The following is an 18811-nucleotide window of genomic DNA, read 5'->3' on the forward strand; positions in this document are numbered from 1 at the left end:
GTCTGGAATTTAAAAGGGCTGATATTCGCTATTGTCTGGTATACACGCATTTAATAGGCTCAGCCTCTTCCTCTCATCGTACGTTGAATGAACGGTTTTAACTCTTCGTTGTTGATGATTGATCCAGCTCTTTGTTTTTTTGTCCGCCTTTCAAGGTCGGCCTCGTTGTTTTTCTGACTTTTTCTGTTGGCTGTAGCGGTCCGGTCGATGTGTTTCGGATAAGTATTTGTTTCAAAGACTCGCTGACAATCTTCCATCGCGTGCAATCTTCGCCTTGCAAAGTACCTGCAGAGATCACCTCATCAAGCTGGATTGGTAAGCTGACAACCAGAGCGGTTAGTAAAAGCTTGTCCTCGTCGTGCAATAAGCTCCATACATTTGTATCCATCGCATATGGCATCGCGAATCGTAGCTCTAATCGCTTCCCACGAGCGTCATCGCTCTCTGCGAACCAGCTATGGAAGGCATGTGCACTGCTCTCAAAGAACTCCAGTCGGGGGTTCTGGCCGAAATCTTCGTTGATGCCGTTGGCGCTCGCGAGCTTATATTCTAGCTCTGGCCACGCTTTGTTACCAAGCCGAACATTCTTTAGAACGATGGAAACTGATTGATAATTATCCAGATTAGTATTGTTTGATATAGATGCATGGTCGTATCTAAGCAGTGCTGGCCAGCCGTTGAGCACACGATCCAAAACCGAAAACCCATCGATGAATACATCTTTATTGAAACTGGTAAGCTTTGAAGGTTCGGTATTCTTCACGGATCTTAAAACTTTGCGCACGAGTTCGCAGAACATCAGCCAGTCTGAGGAACCCAGCTCACTTATGATAGCGTTCGCGTGTTGCATCACCGGTCCTTGAGTGGCAACAAGCGGTAGCTCGTTGCTGAGTTTGAAAGCGCGTGGCCATTTGACCAGTGGCGAACAACTGCCCGATCGATAAATAGTCATGGCGCCAATCCCGCCATGCACCTTAGTATCAAAACGTAGCGTTGGAATATAAAGATTATTAATATAAGTTTGCGTCACAATCCAGCTTAGTGTTTCGTTATCAACGACGCTGATTGAAATCGACTCGCACTCCCAGTAGTTAGGGTTATTTTTTATAAAAAACTCGATGCGACGCTGCTGCTTTTGGTTAATATCTGTTTTCTCAAGCAGCCTTTCGATAATCTCTTGGGATTGATGAAGCTGAGCCAATAGCTCCCTATTTTCTGCATTTGTATTTATCGTTTGGATTTCTATCAGAGAAACTGTCTTGAGGGCGGCCTTCTCTTCAACTACAAGCTGCTTATTTGCCTTCTTTAAATTATCGCAGTCTTCATTTAGTTTCTTAATGCGATGCAGTGCGGCCTCATGTTCTTCAAATATGTCGTGGAGATGCGTGGTTCCCGTTTTTCCCTGTATAAGGCCTGTTGATTCAGTTGAGATTTCCTCTTTCAATCTTTCGATAAGCGCGTATTTGCTTCTTAATTGCTTGTTGAGATTCGCTACCGCTTTCTCTGAATCAAAAATAGTACTTTCAATTTCTTTTTGCAGTTTTTCTAGGCTTGAAGCAATGGACGTCCGAGCTGAGAGACCCGCCGCCATGACTGGCTCTTTGTCCAACGCATGCGTGTTTTTTTCATTTCGGTTTTTTTTTGCGGTCATTGTCGGTGTGTCCAATATCGTTTCTACTTAAATTCAGACTGAAATCGAACGCTGATAGCAGTGTAATTGGTCACGACGCATCATCGATCAACTCTCGAATTTCCGGGGCTCTCTAGCGCTTCGCCATGGCTGGCCCTCAATCTTTGTCTTTCAGCGAAGCCAAAGCATGTAGCGAGCGTAGCGCCTTTCTTAAAGCTTTTGCTTTATTAAGCCCCCTGACGATCGACAACGGTCTTGGAGGTAGTGCCAGACCTCCGTAAGGTCCTGTTTGATAATCGTGACTCAACCCCGGATGGTAGTAGTCATCTACCTGTCCATCGTCAGTCCAACTGGACCTAAAAAATCGCTGTTCGCGCTGTCCTCGGGCAATGCGATCTGCAGTCGAGTCTTTTCCCCTGCTGGCAGACTCTGCATGAATGAGTTCAGCGAAAGGCGTCCATAATATTTTCAATCCTCGTTCGCAAATTCTCATGCATAGATCTACGTCGTTGAACGCGATAGGCAGTGAGTTCTCATCCATCCCGCCTAGTTCTAGATACACATCTCTAGGCGTAAGCATGCACGCACCGGTAACGGAACTCTGGCGCCGAACGATTTGATTCATCCCAAGATAACCAGCATCTTGACGGGCACTATTGTTTCCTGCATGCGCCGCGAGCCCATTTATACCTACAGTGACGCCACCATGCTGTACCATTCCGTTTGCCCAGAGTAACTTGGCGCCTACCGCTCCAACGCCTGGCCGCAGTGCCTGGCTTACCAGTTCTTTTAGCCAATCATTTTCTATAATTTCGATATCGTTATTCAATAGGCATAAAAATCTACCTGTTGCAACTTCAGCGGCTCTATTGTTAACTGCTGGATAGTTGAACGGGTGCGGATGCGGCAGTATGTTAACGCCTCGGCTTTCAAGCTCCGATAAGTAAGCAAGGGTCCTACTATCGGTTGAGTCATTATCAATTATGATAACCTCTAAGTTATCATAATCAGTATTTCCAAGCACGCCTTCGACACATGTTCTCAATAGGTCAACTTGATCTCGTGTAGGGATCATTATCGTCACCCGTGGCAAGACCTCCGGCAACGGCCAGCGCACTCTTAGTAGACTCGGATACCCAACCACATGATCAACAGTCGCCCCACTGGATAGAGATTGAACAAGCCAGTCTATAGATTTTCGCCGGCTGCTTGGCTTTGGATCTTCTGCAGGGCTTGAAGCCAGGCTATTAGCCCTATGGTAGATCACGCGTGGTAGGTGCAGAACGCGTCCAGAGTTGATTGCAGTCGACAGTGCAACACCGGCAAGGAACATATCCCAGTCTAACCTGCCTTCATTCCTGCAGTTCACTGTGAGATCAATTGCAGCGGTGATGACTGACATGCTAAAGATCGCGCCTGGTGAAAATATGTCCTCGCCTATAAAAAGGTCTATGTCCCAAGCAGGCTTGAGCCACGGTGCAGTGCGTTGGCCATTGATACCGTCGCAGTCGCAATCTCCATATGCCCAATCAACGCCTTCGATCATTAGTGCCTGCAATTGATCGACCGCAGAAGGTGCCAGGCTATCACCCGCTTTAACTGGTATGACACTACTGCAGCCCTGCAGTTGAAGACTTTTAAATCCGCTAGATACATCAGAGCTTGAACAGTACTCTATCGCTTTTGCTGGATGCCTTTGAGCTAGAATGATCCTAGAGATCTCTTCAAGATCCTTCGCTCCTTCAGTGAGCACAAGAATCCCGCAACTGACAGGTTGGTTATAGATCATCGGGGGATCAGACTGAAAAGCCTCGTACCATTGATGATAATTCCTAAGTCCGGCACTCTTTGGCAATATCAGCTCATGTTGCTTAGCCACGTTAGCCAGCAGTTGGATATCTTTATCGCTCAGCTCAGCTGCTGTTTTAGTGGATAGTACAGCTTCTATGCCTTCTGGCCAAATACACAATGTAATTGGGCTGCCCGATAACGGCTCCCCGCAATCGTTTTCTATAATCAGAGTATGGGTCCTGCCATCGGCGAGTTCCCAAGGAAGATCAAGTTCAAACGCATGATTGTTTGTGTTGAGATAGGATAAGGAATGGTGCGCCAGATTTGCTACTGTGCTAGTAAGCTTTCGACCGCGCTCGATCACGTTTATTGTGACATTCCTATCTGGCCTGCCGGTATCCCAAGCCCAGCCGTAGATTTTTAAACCGCCTGTATGCCAGACCTGCGAAGCGGCATTTGATTGTCCCGCCGGCCGAGGTGCTGGCAATGCCACGCTCCCGCTAAGCCGATGTCCGAGATTCGCGATTCGTGCGGAGATCTGTCTAGCATTCGTTAGATAGCGTTCCTGTATTTTCATGGCAAAGCCGTGAAACCCGTCACCTATGACAGGATTCTGAATGAACGCTTCAGCTCTCACAAATCCTATGCTCTGGCCGTCTGCGAACACCTCTACTACAATTCTTGTCTCGGTCTGATCGTCATCTATAGCCCAGCCTTGTAGCACGTCCCCATACAAGCCAGTGATTGCTCCTCGTAAGCTTGGATTGGTTCTCATAGGATGCTCAGCGTCAAGTTAATCATTCAGTAATCTCGGGCTTGCGCATGATTATATTATGCGTTTGCTGGGGCGCCAGCCGCTCAGTGGTGCGCTTGACTGCGTTATCCAAAGGTGTAGACGTCTCAATTTGGTCCGCTCTGGTGATTTTAATCGGTGGGCTACAACCGCTAAGCACGTTGCTGTCCATGCGGGTGAGCCCTGGGAGCTCGGTTATACCCATCACGCAGTTTAACGCGCACATGGCTATGTAGTTACTGGCATCTATATCGATGAGAATAATTTGATGTTTATTGGTCGTGCTCATGTTTCGGATAAATTCGAGCTGAAAGTTTACCGCCTCTTCTGAAGTGTCATTGCTTTCTATAAAAAATCTCTGATGTGATAGGTCTTTATCGGTAAATGAGATCGCGCCATCATTACAATGTGTTTGGGTCGCATCGGTCCAACTGTTACTTTGTACGAGCGTTTCCAGTCGTGAGTGCAATTTATACGTCAAGGTTTTTGGAAGGTGTGGCGTCAGGTGTGGTGCGGAATAGACAAAGGATGCTTGGCGCATATCAAGAAGCTGATCGAGATCAGCTGCTAGCTTTTCCATTTGGGTGCTCAAGTCATAATCAACAATAATATCTAAAGAGCTAAACCTTATATTCACTGTTGCAACTGCACCACTTGTGAGCTGTTGATGGGTGAGGCTTACTGCATGGCTCTCACCTGTATCGTCCATGTCCTGTATCGATGTTTTAAGAACATTATCTTTTCCATCCGCGATCTTGTACTTACTTGTGAATGCTTTGAGTCGAGCTTTTTGCAATGCGTTACGGGCCGGCTGGAGGGGGTCGCGTTGGCAAAAATCCAGATAAGCTTTCTCGGCTTTAGGATATCGCCGTCTGAGCACAGCATTGTTGTACGCAACTCGTATCTTCTTTTCTTCCCGAAAAGACACTCCGCCTTTATGAGCAATGAATACATCAGTAGCACCCAGATGACGCCAACCCATAGCTTTTGCTTTCAAACACCAGTCTGTTTCCTCTCCATACCCGCGAGTTAGTTCAACCTCATCTAGATAGCCGACACTTTCCAATGCTGTTCGCTTTATATAAAGGCAGAATCCGCAACCGGTTTCCAGCTCCACCGGAGCACTCGCGATACCGCCTGCCAGTGTGTCCAGTTCCGCCTGTTCTGCAGCAGTTGGCATTGGCGAGCTCACTCTGCTCACTGGAAAGCTCATCAGTTCGCCGTTATTGGTGAAGGGCGTTACCGAAGCGATATCGTCGGCGCCATAGGCGGTATCGCGCAGGCGATCCAGCCAGTTTCCGTGCACACGTGTATCGGCGTTCAGCCAGACGACGTCATGGCGGGGGCTTAGCGCCATGGCGCGGTTCATGGTGCGTATGAAGCCCAAGTTCACAGGCTGCTGTATCAGCGTAATCTTGCCCCTACTCGCCAGTACCTTCAGCGCCTTGCGCAAAGCGACAATAGGTGTGGCGTCGTCCAGCACCACGAGGCGATGAGGCGTACGGTTAAGTTTGCGTGCGGCGATGGCACTGTTGATGCACTCGAGGGTTTCCTCCAGGCCATCGTAGATCGGGATCAACACGTCGACCGGGTGGTGCTTGCCTCCATCCGCGACCGGCTCGGGTGGGACGAAGGTTGGCATGGCCGACACCGGGCTGCCCAAGAGCGGCAAGCCCGTCGCAAACCTCACGGTGACTGCCAGTGTGGGATTTGGCACTTTGATGCGAATTCCACCGTGGGTGGTGGGCAGGCCTGCTGCAGCGAGGAGGGGGCTGGCCACGTTGGCTGTTACCAACATCGTCTGGCCGTTGGCTTCAAGTTCAAGTGTGGCGGGTGCATGCACGTTGCGCAGATCGACGGCCCATCCCTGAATTTCCTTCTCCTCGGGCAAATAGCGCACCACGCCAACGGTACCTGGGACATCGGTCTGTGCAGCGAGGATCTTGAGGACAAAATTCAGCTCGTTAGCGACCGTGATGTCTGGCAGGTGAGCAAGGATCAAACGGCGAAGCTCGGCAGGGCTGGCCGACTGGCTGCGAGCCTGCCACAGCATCATGCGCAGAGAGGGGTCGTGGGGGATTTTCTGCCATACGGCAGCGAGATAGCGAGCAGCCATATCGGGTTGTCCCTGCGCCAGCATGCTGCGCCCCAGCAGGGCATGAACATCGGCACGTTCGGGTAGGGCATGTGCGGCATTGCTGAAAAAAATAAAAGCCAGCTTTGGGTCGTTCGGCAAGGCGTCGATACCCTTCCAGATCAAAGCCTCCGGACGGTATTCGGGCGTCTGCAGGGCAAGCTCGAGCATCGCCGCGGCGCTTTCATGCTCTTGCGCTTCACGGTGACGATGAAATATGTCCATGAGCGTTTCTCGCCCACGGTCGAGGTTTATGGACATGGCTGGCGAATTCACTGCAAATAATAAAAAGAAGGGCGACCCTAAAGTCGCCCCTTTTTCGAATACCACCCGCCTTGCGGCGGGCAGCATTCAGCTTGCTACGACTGGGCGGATTAGACCTGGCCGTGGATCACAATGACATTGTCGATTGTGTTGGTAGCTTCTTCCGAACCGACGATGGCGATAGCGACGTCCGCCAGGGTGTGACCCTGAGCGATGTAGTCGATCCAGCCAGCCTTGCTTGCAGCGTCTTCGGTCGCGGAGCGGCCCAAGGCGTTGGTGTACAGGCTGTCGATGAAATCGCTGTTGATTTTCTGACCGGCTTCAGCCGAATTCAGAATGGTGGCAGCGACTTCGGTACGGCTAGCACCATTGACCAGCTGGCTGACCCAGTTATTCAGGCCATCGGCTTCGGCGCCGCGGCCCAGTGCAGACTGGTACAGGCCTTGGACGTACGAGCCATTGCTCTGGTCGTTGCTGATAGCTTCCTGCGAAGTGGCGATTGCACTGACCACGTCGGTACGAGTACCACCGGCAGCCAGAGTGTTCAGCCAGCTCTGTACGCCTGCTTCGTCGATGTTCGTTGTGTCACGCTGCAGAATCTGGGTGTACAGAGACTCAACGAACGCTTCGTTCGAAACAACGGTGTACTCGGAAGAGTTCAGGAACTCCTGGGCGATAGCGGTAGTGGAAACACCGGCTTCAGCCTGAGCAGCCCACAGTTGTGCGCCATCCTTGTCTGCATCACGACCCAGCAGGCCTTGGAACAGACGCAGTGCAGCTGCTTCGGCTTCGCTGTCGACCAATGCAACCGATTCGTTGTTGTCGAAGGACAGGAACTCAGCGTGAGTGATCGACGCAGTTTGCGTGCCGGTCAGGTTCACATTGAAGTTGTTACCGACGGTGAAGTCGTAGTCCTGACGCGAGCCGCCCAGGTGCACGACATCGTAGCCTTCGCCAGCGTCGACCACGTCAGCGGTACCGGCCAGGAAGATTTCGTCGTTACCGGCACCCGAAAGGATGACGTTGTTGCCAGCGCCGCCGTAGATGGTGTCATTGCCAGCGGCAGTGATGATGGTGTCGTTACCTTCACGACCGTCGACGTAGACATTTCGGTCGCCGGTGAAGATCAGGGTATCGTCGCCAGCATCGGTGGTAACGATAAGATCAGGGGTGGAATCGGTTGTGGCAGAGGCAGATACATCGCCTTCAGCCAGAGCAGCAAAGGTGGCGACCGGTGCTGGCGTGTTGAACGACACGACCAGGTTGGCATCGCTATCGAATACGAATGCTTGAGCTGTAGAAAGCTCGGCAGGAATTGCAACGGCAACGTTTTGACCCGCTGCACCAGCGATGGTCGCGCTAACCAGTGCAGGAGTGGTGCCTTCCGGCGAAACTGGGGCAGACACGCCGTCCCACGAAGCAACACTTACGCTTTCAGCAGTGTCCAGTGCCAGCAGGGTGCTGATGGCAGCGGCGGTAGTGGAGGACAACAGGGTAGGGTTGTTGGCCAGCGAACCTTTCAGTTCGGACGCAGAGTAAGGCTGATCGTATTGCATGTGTAATTCCTGTTACTTCAGGCCATCTGGCCTGTGCTGCTAGTTTTCTGCTTCAGTGCAGAGTTTTCCCACGGAGACTTATAGCGGGGGGCGTTCGTCTTCGTGACGGGATCTATAGACAGATGCAGCGCCACCAGAGGCTCGGTGCCAGTGGGGCCATACATCATCTGATTGGGCACGACGAGTTGCGGCGAGGAGCCGGAAAACACGATGTGACCCGAAAGTTCGTAAAGGCAGCGATTTGACCCAACCAGGCTGAAACCTGCGGAGATAAGAGGAGATGCTTTGCCGCGGGTGCCGCTGAAAGTGCCGGCCGCTACGTTAGGACTGGGACCCGAGCCGGCAACTGTCGATGTGTAGACGAGATCAACGCCCTCTGGCTTGTTCTCCCAGATGACGCAGAAGCCCTCCAGCCGCTTTGTGCCGTCATGTTCGCCGACCCAGCCCTTGGTCGACTCCACATCGCCTGCGCCTTGCAGGTGTGCGATCAGCTTCAATGTTGCCGGGGCTGCTTCAAAGGCCAGCGGGAAGCTCGGCTCAGGCGTTGCCACAACGGCAAAATTGCGCATGATGGCGGGTGATGTATCGATACGATCGATGCGGAGGTCGACCGGGTCGATTTCAGATTCAAACATGTGATATTCGGTGATCAGTACAGTCGCAACGCCACCTTTGACACGGGCAACAATGGTGTCTCCCAAGTGCGTCAGCATATTTTTGCTAACGCCTTCGGCAGGGAAGAAATCGATTGATCCCTTACCAAGGGGAGCTTGTTGTAGCGAAATACAGACAGGCTTGTCCGAGGGCGGCTGAGAGGCATATCGGAATATATACATTCCGGGCTCAAGCAGAGTTACCCGCGAGCTTATTTTCAAACCGTCAAGTGCGTGCGAGGGCAGTGACATGAATTTCCATTTCCTGTTGGCTTAACCACCGTGCCATCTAAAAAACGGCAAACCTGTAATAAGCGATCAACCAGCGCTGGCGTCCCTTGAAGCTAGGATGATTGAGCCAGACGGGGTGTGATGTCAATCACTGAATGTAAAAATTCTTACACGCGGCCGGAATACATCCTACGAGCGGTTAGCACAGAATGTTACGACGCATTACGGCGTTCACTATTGAGTCATCATTCTGCAAGGTCAGCCTGAATCAAAAAAAAATAATCCTAGTAAAATCAAGATATTGCAGTAAGTAATAATACTTCAAAAAAATAGTGACAGATTCTGGTCGTTCTACTGGTGGCTTTAAGCCAGCTTTACTGTCGCTCGAATCTGATGATGGGGAGGGAATGCACCACCCTTGGCTTACAGGTCTTCGCATGCAACTAAGCTCTTGCTGAATTTGGCAAGACGTCTCGATCCGATGTCACAAACTGGCATGCTTACTGAGTAAAAAATCAGACAAAGGCTATGTTCTCATTCGCTCGGCTTCCATATTATGGCGAATGATTACACCAGTCGGGGTCATCACTTGGTCATATTAATGATTGCGCCCCGCGCTCCGGCGCCGGTGGTACAATGCCCGCCGTTTTCGCCTTTTTTGAAGTACGGATACTATGAGTCGTTTACCGGAAAATAATTTGCAAGCCGCCCTTAAGGCCTGCAAAAGCAGCTTTGTCTCCGTAGGTGTGTTCAGCTTCTTCGTCAACGCGCTGATGCTGGTTCCGACGTTCTACATGATCCAGATTTCTGGGCGGGTCGTGCCATCCAGCAGCAGTTCGACACTGATTATGCTGACGCTGATTCTCACAGTGTTGATGATCACCATGGGCGCTCTGGAGTGGGTGAGATCGCGCATGATGGTCCGCATAAGTAATCGCCTTGATGTACTGCTCAGTCGTGATGTCTACCGTGCCAGCTTCAAGCGCGCGCTTAACAGCGGCGGGATGGATGCGACTGCTCAGTCATTGAACGATCTGACATCTCTGCGGCAATTTTTGACTGGGCCTGGACTCTTCGCTTTTTTTGATGCGCCTTGGTTTCCGATCTACACCGCAGTGATGTTCATGTTTCACCCATGGTTCGGCTGGATGACCGTTGGGTGCGGAGTCGTTCTTGTCGTGCTGGCATTCATGAATCATCGCTTCACGACCCAGGCCTTGGCTGATGCCAACCTGCAAAGTGTCAAGTCCAACGTAGCCACGACCAAGAACCTGCGTAACGCCGAAGTCATCGAGTCCATGGGCATGCTCGAGACACTGATGAATCGCTGGGCCGTACGCCAACGCCGGATATTACTATTGCAATCCAATGCAAGTGACAAGGGCGGGGCGGTTACGTCCATCTCCAAGACGTTCCGCATGTGGTCGCAGTCCATCATGCTCGCGATGGGCGCTTACCTGGTGATCATTCACGAGATCAATCCTGGGCTGTTGATGGCTGGCTCGATTCTGCTTGGTCGCGCGCTGGCGCCCATTGATCAGATGATCGGAAGCTGGAAGGGCTTCGTGGGTGCGAAGGTTCAGTATGGGCGTCTGAATGAGGTGTTGGACAAGCTCAACGCCGAGCCGGAGCGGATGCCGTTGCCTGCCCCACAAGGCCACATACAAGTCGAGAATCTGGTTGTGGCCCCGCCTGGCGCCAAAGCGCCTGTCATTCGTAATATCAGCTTCGTCGCACCGGCTGGGGCCATCGTGGGCATCGTCGGCCCGAGCGCGGCAGGCAAGTCCACGTTGGTACGAGCCTTGATGGGCATCTGGCCACCTCAGCACGGCGTGGTTCGCCTCGATGGCGCCGATATCAGTACCTGGGACAAGCACGAGCTGGGGCCCTATGTAGGCTACCTGCCGCAGGATATCGAGCTCTTCGAAGGCACCATCAGCGACAACATTGCCCGTTTCGAAAAGGTCGATGCGGAGAAGGTCGTGCTCGCTGCGCAGACTGCCGGTGTGCACGAGATGGTTCTAATGCTGCCAGACGGTTACGACACCATCATCGGCAGCGATGGCGTGAATTTGTCGGGTGGTCAGCGTCAACGGGTGGGCCTGGCGCGTGCCCTTTATGGCAGCCCCAAGCTGATCGTGCTCGACGAGCCGAATTCGAATCTCGACGAAGTAGGCGAGCGAGCGCTGGGCGTGGCCTTGCAGAAGGTCAAGGAAAACGGCTCGACGGTCTTCATCGTTTCACATCGCCCCAACATCCTGTCTCGCCTTGACCACATTCTGGTGATGTCGGCAGGTACCATTTCGATGTACGGCCCGCGTGACAAGGTGATTGCCGAGTTGGCGGCGCAACAGAACAAGGGTCAGCCTCGCGTAGCCCAGCCAGCGCCAGGCACGCCAAGTACGCCTGCATCGCCTGGCGCCCCAGTTGCACCGAACCCACCAACTGCGCCAGTCGCGCCTCCTGCAGCAAAGCCGCCCGCCGGCCCGGCCAACACCCAATCGACCGGCGTGTGAAAGGATTTCATCGATGACCAGTAAAGCCATTAGCACGTTCGACCACAATTTCGATGACATGCCTATCTCCGATCGCGGCATTCGCCGGGTCGGTTTCACCATCATCTTCGTCACCTTCGGGATATTCGGTACGTGGGCGGCTGTTGCGCCTCTGAGCAATGCGGTACATGGCAGCGGTATCGTCACCGTGCAGAGCTATCGCAAGACCGTCCAGCATCTGGAAGGCGGCATCATCAAGGAACTCAACGCGCGCGACGGCGACATGGTCAAGCAGGGCGACCCGCTGATCGTCCTCGACGAAGCTCAGTTGAGTGCAGAATACGAATCCACGCGTAATCAACTGATCGTTGCCCGCTACAAAGAGGCACGGTTGCGTGCCGAGCGCGATGGATTGCAATCAGTTCCGCCGGTGCAGATGACTGGCACCGACTCGGACCGTGCCATGGAGGCATTGGCCGGAGAGCAGCAAGTGTTCAAAGCACGGCATGATTCGCGCCTGAGCGAAATCTCCGTGCAGCGCGAGCGTATCAGTCAGCTCAAGCAGCAGATATCAGGCCTACAGGGCATGATCAGGACCAAGCAGAACCTCGAGAAGTCCTACAGTGGCGAGATCGTCCAGCTTAAGGACTTGCTGTCTCAGGGTTTCGTCGATAATCAGCGTTTGTTGGAGCAGGAGCGCAAGCTCGACATGCTCAAAACAGAAGTGGCCGACCATCAGTCCACCATACTCAAGACTCAACTGCAGATCAGCGAGACCGAGCTATCCATCGTTCAGCTAAACAAGAAATTCAGCTCCGATGTAGCCAATGATCTGTCCGATGTACAGGCCCAGGTGTTCGATCTGCAGGAAAAGGAAGCAGCGCTCAACGACCGTCTTTCGCGGGTGGTCATTCGTGCGCCTGAAAGCGGCATGGTGCTGGATATGAAGGTGCATACCGTAGGTGGCGTAGTCAGTGCTGGAACCCCTTTGCTGGACATCGTGCCGGCGGCGGCCGAATTGATTGTCGAGGCGCGCGTGGCTCCGGCTGATATTGACCGTTTAGAGATGGGTAAGCGCGCGGACATTCGCTTCAGCGCGTTCAACAACGCCACCACACCGGAGATCGACGGCGAAGTTACGCGAATTTCCGCAGACGCGCTGAAGGATGAACGCTCCGGAGATTCCTATTACCTGGTTCGAGTGAAGGTGACTGAGCGAGGCCTGAAGACCCTGGGCGATCGCAGGCTGCAGCCCGGCATGCCCGCTGATGTGCTGATCAACGCTGGTGACCGCACAATGCTTGAATACCTGCTCAAGCCGGCCCGTAACATGTTCGCCAAGTCGATGATCGAGGAATGACTGTGTCGCGTTTGTTACCTGGTGTGATGTTGAGCATGTTGGCGTTGCAAGCCGTTGGCGCCGAACCGCTGGTTCCCAACGATGTTCCGCCCAAGCCACCGGTGTCGGCTTCGACCTACGCACTGGATCTGGCAGGCCTGTACCGTGAGGCGCGTCTTGAAGACCCGCGCGTGCTGGCAGCCTATGCCCGGGCGCGGTCCGCGTCCGAGCAGCAGCGCGAAGCTCTGGGCGGCTTGCTGCCGCAGTTGTCGGCGCAGAGCAATTTCAACCGGATTTTGCGCAAGGACGACGCGGCGCGTGAGATCTACGACAACAAGAGCTATTCCCTGAGCTTGACGCAGTACCTGTACAACAAGACCGCGTGGGAAGGCTGGCAGAAGGCCAAGAGCGTCACGGCGCAGAAGGGCGCCCAGGCCGAAGATTCCCACGCCGAGGCCACGGTGGATCTGGCCAAGCGATACTTCATCGCGTTGGCCGCCGATGACGAGCTGGAGCTGGTGCAGGCCGAGCGGCGGGCTACGCAGAAGAACCTTGATCGGATCAACATGCTCTACGAGCGGCAGATGGCCAAGATCACCGATCAGCTCGACCTGAAGGCGCGGGTGGACGCCCTGGCTGCGCAGGAAGTGGATGCGCGCAACCAGGTGCAGGTCAGTCGTGAAGCCTTGTCCGAGATCGTCGGCCGGCGCATCGACGAACGTCTGAGCCGCGTACGCAACGATGTGGCCTTGCAGGCGCCGACTGCGCCGCTGGCCAATTTCGTCTCCCAGGCCATGGATGCCAACCCTTTGCTCAAGGCCTACCAGAGTGGCGCCGAAGCGGCCGATGCGGCGGTGCGCGAAGGTAAGGGCGGGCACTATCCGCAACTGAGTGTAAGCCTGAGCGCTCAGCAAAGTGACGTGGGCTACGACAATACCTTGACGCCTCGCAGCGACAGCTACGTGGCGACGCTGGGGGTGAGGGTGCCGATCTACAGCGGCGGTTCCACGTCGGCACGGGTTCGGGGTTTGTACGATGACCAACTGGCTGCCGAGCAGGAACTCGAAGGCGTGCGTCGGCAGGTGGTGAAAGAAACGACCACGTCCTACCTGACTGCCCAAGCCAGTGTGGAAAAGATCCGCGCTAACAAGAACGCATTGTCTTCGGCGCAACAGTCGAGCGTGGCCGCGCAGAAGGCGTTTGCCTATGGCGTGGTGAATGCGGTGGATGTATTGACCAGTGTGCAGAACGAGTTCAAGGCGCGTAGGGATTTGCTGAGATCGCAGTACGACTTCATTACCAACCTGTTCATGTTGAATCGTTGGAGTGGCAAGTTGAACCAAGAGAGTGTCGACAGTGTCAACGTCTGGCTCAGCCCCGAGCCGGAACAAGGTTTGCCTGGCGGTGATGTTGCCAAGGTGAAAACCAAACCCTGATTGATGTTGTATCGTCGATGTAACAACTCTGTAGGAGCGGTCTGTGGCCGCGAACGGAACACCGCGATACATCAGTCAGTCCGTGGTGTTCTTTTCGCGGCCACGGACCGCTCCTACGGGATGCGAGCAGCGTGCGGTCTTCGGCTCGCGCCGGTGTTGGAGGCTGGGCTGAGCTGGCGGGTATATGTATACTCCGCGCTTTGTTAAGTCGAGCGCCGGTGCTTTGCGCGGCCGCAAGCGTTGTTCGGTTTCTCTTTCGCTGCCTTGTCGGCACTAAATGGAGTTGGTTAATTCGCATGAAAGCTATTGTCACTGGTATCACTGGTCAAGATGGCGCCTACCTGGCGGAACTGCTGCTGGAAAAGGGCTACACCGTATACGGCACTTACCGCCGTACCAGCTCCGTCAACTTCTGGCGTATCGAAGAGCTGGGTATCCAGAACAACCCTAACCTGCACCTGGTCGAGTACGACCTGACCGACCTTTCTGCCAGCATCCGGTTGCTGCAGACCACCGAAGCCACTGAGGTCTACAACCTCGCTGCGCAGAGCTTCGTTGGTGTTTCGTTCGAGCAGCCGCTGACCACCGCCGAAATCACCGGCCTGGGCGCTGTCAACCTGCTGGAAGCCATCCGCATCGTCAACCCGAAGGCGCGCTTCTACCAGGCTTCGACCTCCGAGATGTTCGGCAAGGTGCAGGCCATTCCTCAGATCGAGGAAACCCCGTTCTACCCGCGTAGCCCCTACGGTGTGGCCAAGCTGTATGCCCACTGGATGACCATCAACTACCGCGAGTCGTACGGCATCTTCGCCACCAGCGGCATCCTGTTCAACCACGAGTCGCCCCTGCGCGGCCGTGAGTTCGTGACCCGCAAGATCACCGACACCGTCGCCAAGATCAAGCTGGGCCTGCAGGAAACCCTGGAGCTGGGCAACATCGACGCCAAGCGCGATTGGGGTTTTGCCAAGGAGTACGTCGAAGGTATGTGGCGCATGCTGCAGGCCGACGAGCCGGACACTTTCGTGTTGGCCACCAACCGTACCGAAACCGTGCGTGACTTCGTCACCATGGCCTTCAAGGCCGTGGACATCGAGATCAAGTGGCAGGGCGAAGCTGAATCCGAGCAGGGCCTGTGCGCCAAGACTGGCAAGGTGCTGGTTTCGGTCAATCCGAAGTTCTACCGCCCAACCGAAGTTGACCTGCTGATCGGCAACCCGGCCAAGGCCAAGGCCGTATTGGGCTGGGAACCGAAGACCTCGCTGGAAGAGCTGTGCCGGATGATGGTCGAGGCTGACCTGCGCCGCAACGAGAAAGGGTTTTCGTTCTGATGGCTAATGTCGGCAAACGCGCATTGATCACTGGTATCCAGGGTTTCACCGGCCGCTACATGGCCGCCGAGTTGCAGGCCCATGGGTATGAAGTCATCGGCTTGGGCAGTCAGCCGTCGGAGGAGCCAGGTTACTACCAGGCCGATCTGAACGATGCACCCAGGCTCAGCGCGTTGCTGGCAGAGCTGCAGCCCGATTACGTGGTTCACCTCGCCGCACTGGCGTTCGTGGGCCATGGCGTGGCTGATGCGTTCTATCAGGTCAACCTGATTGGTACGCGCAACCTGCTCGAAGCGGTCGCCGCTTCGGGCAAGGCGCCTGAATGTGTATTGCTGGCCAGTAGCGCCAATGTGTATGGCAATGCATCCGAAGGCATGCTGGACGAAGGCACGGCCCCCGCGCCGGCCAACGATTACGCCGTCAGCAAGCTGGCCATGGAATACATGGCCAGCTTGTGGCAAAACCGCTTGCCCATCGTTGTAACCCGGCCGTTCAACTACACCGGGGTGGGGCAGGCGGACAATTTTCTGTTGCCCAAGATCGTCTCGCACTTCCGCCGCAAGGCCGCAGTGATCGAGCTGGGCAACCTCGACGTGTGGCGCGATTTCAGCGACGTACGTGCGCTGGTCGCCGCTTACCGTGGGCTGCTGGAAAACAAGCCCTTGGGGCAGACCGTCAATGTCAGCTCGGGTGTCACCCATTCGCTGCGTGAAGTGATCGAGTTGTGCGAAAGCATCACCGGCCATTCCATCCGTGTGGAGGTGAACCCCGCATTCGTGCGCGCCAACGAAGTGAAGACGCTGTGCGGTGACAATACCCGTTTGCGTTCGCTGGTGGGCGACTGGCAGACCCCGCCGTTACGCGACACCCTGCAATGGATGTTGGCTGCCCAGTAAATGAAGGTCGTCCTTTCCGTCGAGCCTGTGCGCTTTCCGCTGACGGGCATTGGGCGTTATACCTATGAGCTGGCGCGACGCCTGCAGAGCAGTCCGGAAATAACCGACCTGCAGTTCTTTGCCGGGCGCAGCTTCCTGCCGGCGCTGCCGAGTGCTGCGGACGCGTCCGGCAGCGGCTACAGCCTCAAGCGAGCAGTGCAGAAAAACTTTCTGGCCATCGAGGCCTATCGTCTGCTGATGCCATTGCTCAAGGCGCGTGCCCTGAAAGGGCATGGCGATTATCTGTATCACAGCCCCAATTATTACCTGCCGCCGTTCAAGGGGCCGCGCATTGCGACCTTTCACGACTTGTCGCCGTTTACCTGGTCCCAATGCCACGCGCCGCAGCTGGCGCGCTACCTGCAGAAAGAGCTGCGGCTGACCTTGAAGCGCGCGGACCGCCTGATCACCGACTCCGAATTCACCCGGCGCGAACTGGCTGAGTATTTCGATTGGCCGCTCGAGCGGATCGATACCGTGCCGCTGGCCAGTTCGCCGGAGTTTCATCCGCGCAGCGCGGCGCAAACCGCTGAAGTGCTCGGGCGCTACGGGTTGAGCCACGAAGGCTACAGCCTGTTCGCCGGCACCATCGAGCCGCGCAAGAACATCGAGACACTGCTCACGGCCTACGAAACGCTGCCGCTGGCCACGCGCCAACGGTGGCCGTTAATCCTGGCCGGCTACCGAGGCTGGCAGAACGAGGCGATCTTTGCGCGCATCGAGTCGGCGCAGCGCCAGGGCTGGGCGCGCTATCTGGGCTTCGTGCCGGCCGAGGACTTGCCGGTGCTGTTCGCGGGCGCGCGGTTGTTTGCCTTTCCGTCGTTGTACGAGGGGTTTGGCCTGCCGGTGCTGGAGTCGATGAGTTCGGGCGTGCCGGTGGTCTGTGCCAATAACTCGTCCCTGTTAGAAGTGGCGGGTGAGGCGGCGTTGATGTGCGAGGCGATGGATATCGACACCTTGGCGCAGCACATGGCCAAGGCGCTGGAAGACGACGCATGGCGCGCCGAGTCCCGGCAACGGGGCCTGGCTCACGCTGACGGATTCTCCTGGGACCGCTGCGCCGCACAGACGCTGACATCCTATCGCCGCACGTTGGAAAGCCGATGATCAAGGTGCTGCACTTTTTCAAGACGTACTTCCCCGATTCCATGGGCGGGATTGAGCAGGTCATCTTTCAGCTGGCAGAGGGATGTGCCGCGGGCGGTGTGCAGTCCGAGGTGTTGTACCTCAGCGAGCGCGGCGCGGCGCGTGGCGAACGGGTAGGGCACCATGTGGCCCACCGCGCCAAGCTCGATTTGCACGTGGCCTCTACCGGCTTTTCCTGGTCGGCGCTGGGCGATTTCAAGGAGCTGGCCAGCCAGGCGGATCTGATTCACTACCACTTTCCGTGGCCGTTCATGGACTTGGTGCATTTTGCTAGCCGCACCGGCAAGCCGTCGGTGGTCAGTTATCACTCCGACATCATCAAGCAGAAGACCCTGCTCAAGTTGTATCAGCCGTTGATGAATCGCTTCCTCGGGTCCATGGACCGCATCGTCGTCTCTTCACCCGACTACGCGGCCAGCAGCCCGGTGCTGCAGCGCTTCACGGAAAAGTTGTCAGTCATTCCGTTCGGCCTCGATCCCGCCACATACCCCACGCCTTCTGCCGAGCGCCTGGCGCATTGGCAAGCGCGCTTTCCCGGCAAGTTCTTTCTTTTCGTCGGTGCGCTGCGCTACTACAAGGGTCTGAACTACCTGCTTGATGCTGCCAAGGCGACCGGCTTGCCGGTGGTGATTCTTGGGGGTGGCCATCTGGAAGCTGAGCTCAAGGCCTATGCCCGGCAGCTTGAAGTGAGCAACGTGCATTTTCTCGGCGGCTTGCCGGATGAAGACAAGGCGGCGCTGCTGACCCTGTGCCACGCCTTCGTGTTTCCGTCGCACCTGCGTTCCGAGTCGTTCGGCATTTCGCTGCTTGAAGGCGCCATGTATGGCAAGCCGATGATTTCGTGCGACATCGGCAGCGGCATGAGCTACATCAACCGGGCCGGTGAAACCGGACTCGTTATCCCGCCGCGTGATCCCCAGGCGCTGGCGGCGGCCATGCAGACACTGTGGAACGATGAAGCCCTGGCCAGTGCCATGGGCGCCGCCGCGGCGCGTCGCTTCCAGCAGGTGTTTACCGCGCAGGGAATGGCGGACAGTTATGTGCAGTTGTATCACGACGTATTGCAGCGTTAATCCATTC

General features: G+C 55.4%; 11 protein-coding genes and 1 pseudogene. 7 read left to right on the forward strand and 5 right to left on the reverse strand.

Features of this window, described 5'->3' with window-relative positions:
* Positions 1 to 97: 97 nt before the first annotated feature.
* From IFT80_RS02890 to IFT80_RS02910, 5 genes and pseudogenes are all read right to left on the reverse strand, one after another.
* Positions 98 to 1651: a hypothetical protein gene (locus IFT80_RS02890; protein ID WP_192136708.1), complete on the reverse strand. Its 1554-nt coding sequence runs from the start codon at positions 1649 to 1651 to the stop codon at positions 98 to 100.
* 136 nt (positions 1652 to 1787) lie between these two features.
* A complete protein-coding gene (locus tag IFT80_RS02895) occupies positions 1788 to 4196 on the reverse strand; it encodes a glycosyltransferase family 2 protein (RefSeq protein ID WP_192136709.1) in 2409 nt (802 codons plus the stop codon).
* A gap of 796 nt (positions 4197 to 4992) precedes the next feature.
* A pseudogene (locus IFT80_RS02900) lies at positions 4993 to 6573 on the reverse strand (glycosyltransferase); the annotation flags it as partial.
* 149 nt (positions 6574 to 6722) lie between these two features.
* Positions 6723 to 8168 carry a DUF4214 domain-containing protein gene (locus tag IFT80_RS02905; RefSeq protein WP_192136710.1) on the reverse strand — a complete coding sequence of 482 codons (1446 nt, stop codon included), beginning with the start codon at positions 8166 to 8168 and terminating at the stop codon, positions 6723 to 6725.
* A 17-nt stretch (positions 8169 to 8185) separates the two neighbouring features.
* Positions 8186 to 9004, reverse strand: coding sequence for a hypothetical protein (locus IFT80_RS02910; protein ID WP_185794161.1), 819 nt, complete (start codon positions 9002 to 9004; stop codon positions 8186 to 8188).
* 722 nt (positions 9005 to 9726) lie between these two features.
* Here IFT80_RS02910 and IFT80_RS02915 point away from each other — a divergent pair.
* From IFT80_RS02915 to IFT80_RS02945, 7 genes are all read left to right on the forward strand, one after another.
* Positions 9727 to 11568, forward strand: a complete 1842-nt coding sequence (locus IFT80_RS02915) for a type I secretion system permease/ATPase (protein ID WP_122714157.1) — start codon at positions 9727 to 9729, stop codon at positions 11566 to 11568.
* Positions 11569 to 11581: 13 nt separating this feature from the next.
* A complete protein-coding gene (locus IFT80_RS02920; RefSeq protein ID WP_122714156.1) occupies positions 11582 to 12907 on the forward strand; it encodes an HlyD family type I secretion periplasmic adaptor subunit in 1326 nt (441 codons plus the stop codon).
* Complete coding sequence (locus IFT80_RS02925) at positions 12904 to 14322, forward strand: TolC family outer membrane protein (protein WP_122478358.1); 1419 nt, start codon at positions 12904 to 12906, stop codon at positions 14320 to 14322. Before IFT80_RS02920 ends, IFT80_RS02925 begins: the two co-directional genes overlap by 4 nt.
* A gap of 296 nt (positions 14323 to 14618) precedes the next feature.
* Positions 14619 to 15650 carry a GDP-mannose 4,6-dehydratase gene (gmd, locus tag IFT80_RS02930; RefSeq protein WP_122714154.1) on the forward strand — a complete coding sequence of 344 codons (1032 nt, stop codon included), beginning with the start codon at positions 14619 to 14621 and terminating at the stop codon, positions 15648 to 15650.
* Positions 15650 to 16546: a GDP-mannose 4,6-dehydratase gene (locus IFT80_RS02935; protein WP_122714153.1), complete on the forward strand. Its 897-nt coding sequence runs from the start codon at positions 15650 to 15652 to the stop codon at positions 16544 to 16546. The genes gmd and IFT80_RS02935 overlap by 1 nt, the downstream gene beginning before the upstream one ends.
* On the forward strand, positions 16547 to 17692 hold the full coding sequence (locus IFT80_RS02940) for a glycosyltransferase family 4 protein (protein WP_192136711.1): 1146 nt from the start codon (positions 16547 to 16549) through the stop codon (positions 17690 to 17692).
* Positions 17689 to 18804: a glycosyltransferase family 4 protein gene (locus tag IFT80_RS02945; RefSeq protein ID WP_192136712.1), complete on the forward strand. Its 1116-nt coding sequence runs from the start codon at positions 17689 to 17691 to the stop codon at positions 18802 to 18804. Before IFT80_RS02940 ends, IFT80_RS02945 begins: the two co-directional genes overlap by 4 nt.
* Positions 18805 to 18811 lie beyond the last annotated feature (7 nt).

The sequence above is a fragment of the Pseudomonas sp. CFBP 8771 genome (assembly GCF_014841695.1).
Taxonomy (GTDB): domain Bacteria; phylum Pseudomonadota; class Gammaproteobacteria; order Pseudomonadales; family Pseudomonadaceae; genus Aquipseudomonas; species Aquipseudomonas baltica.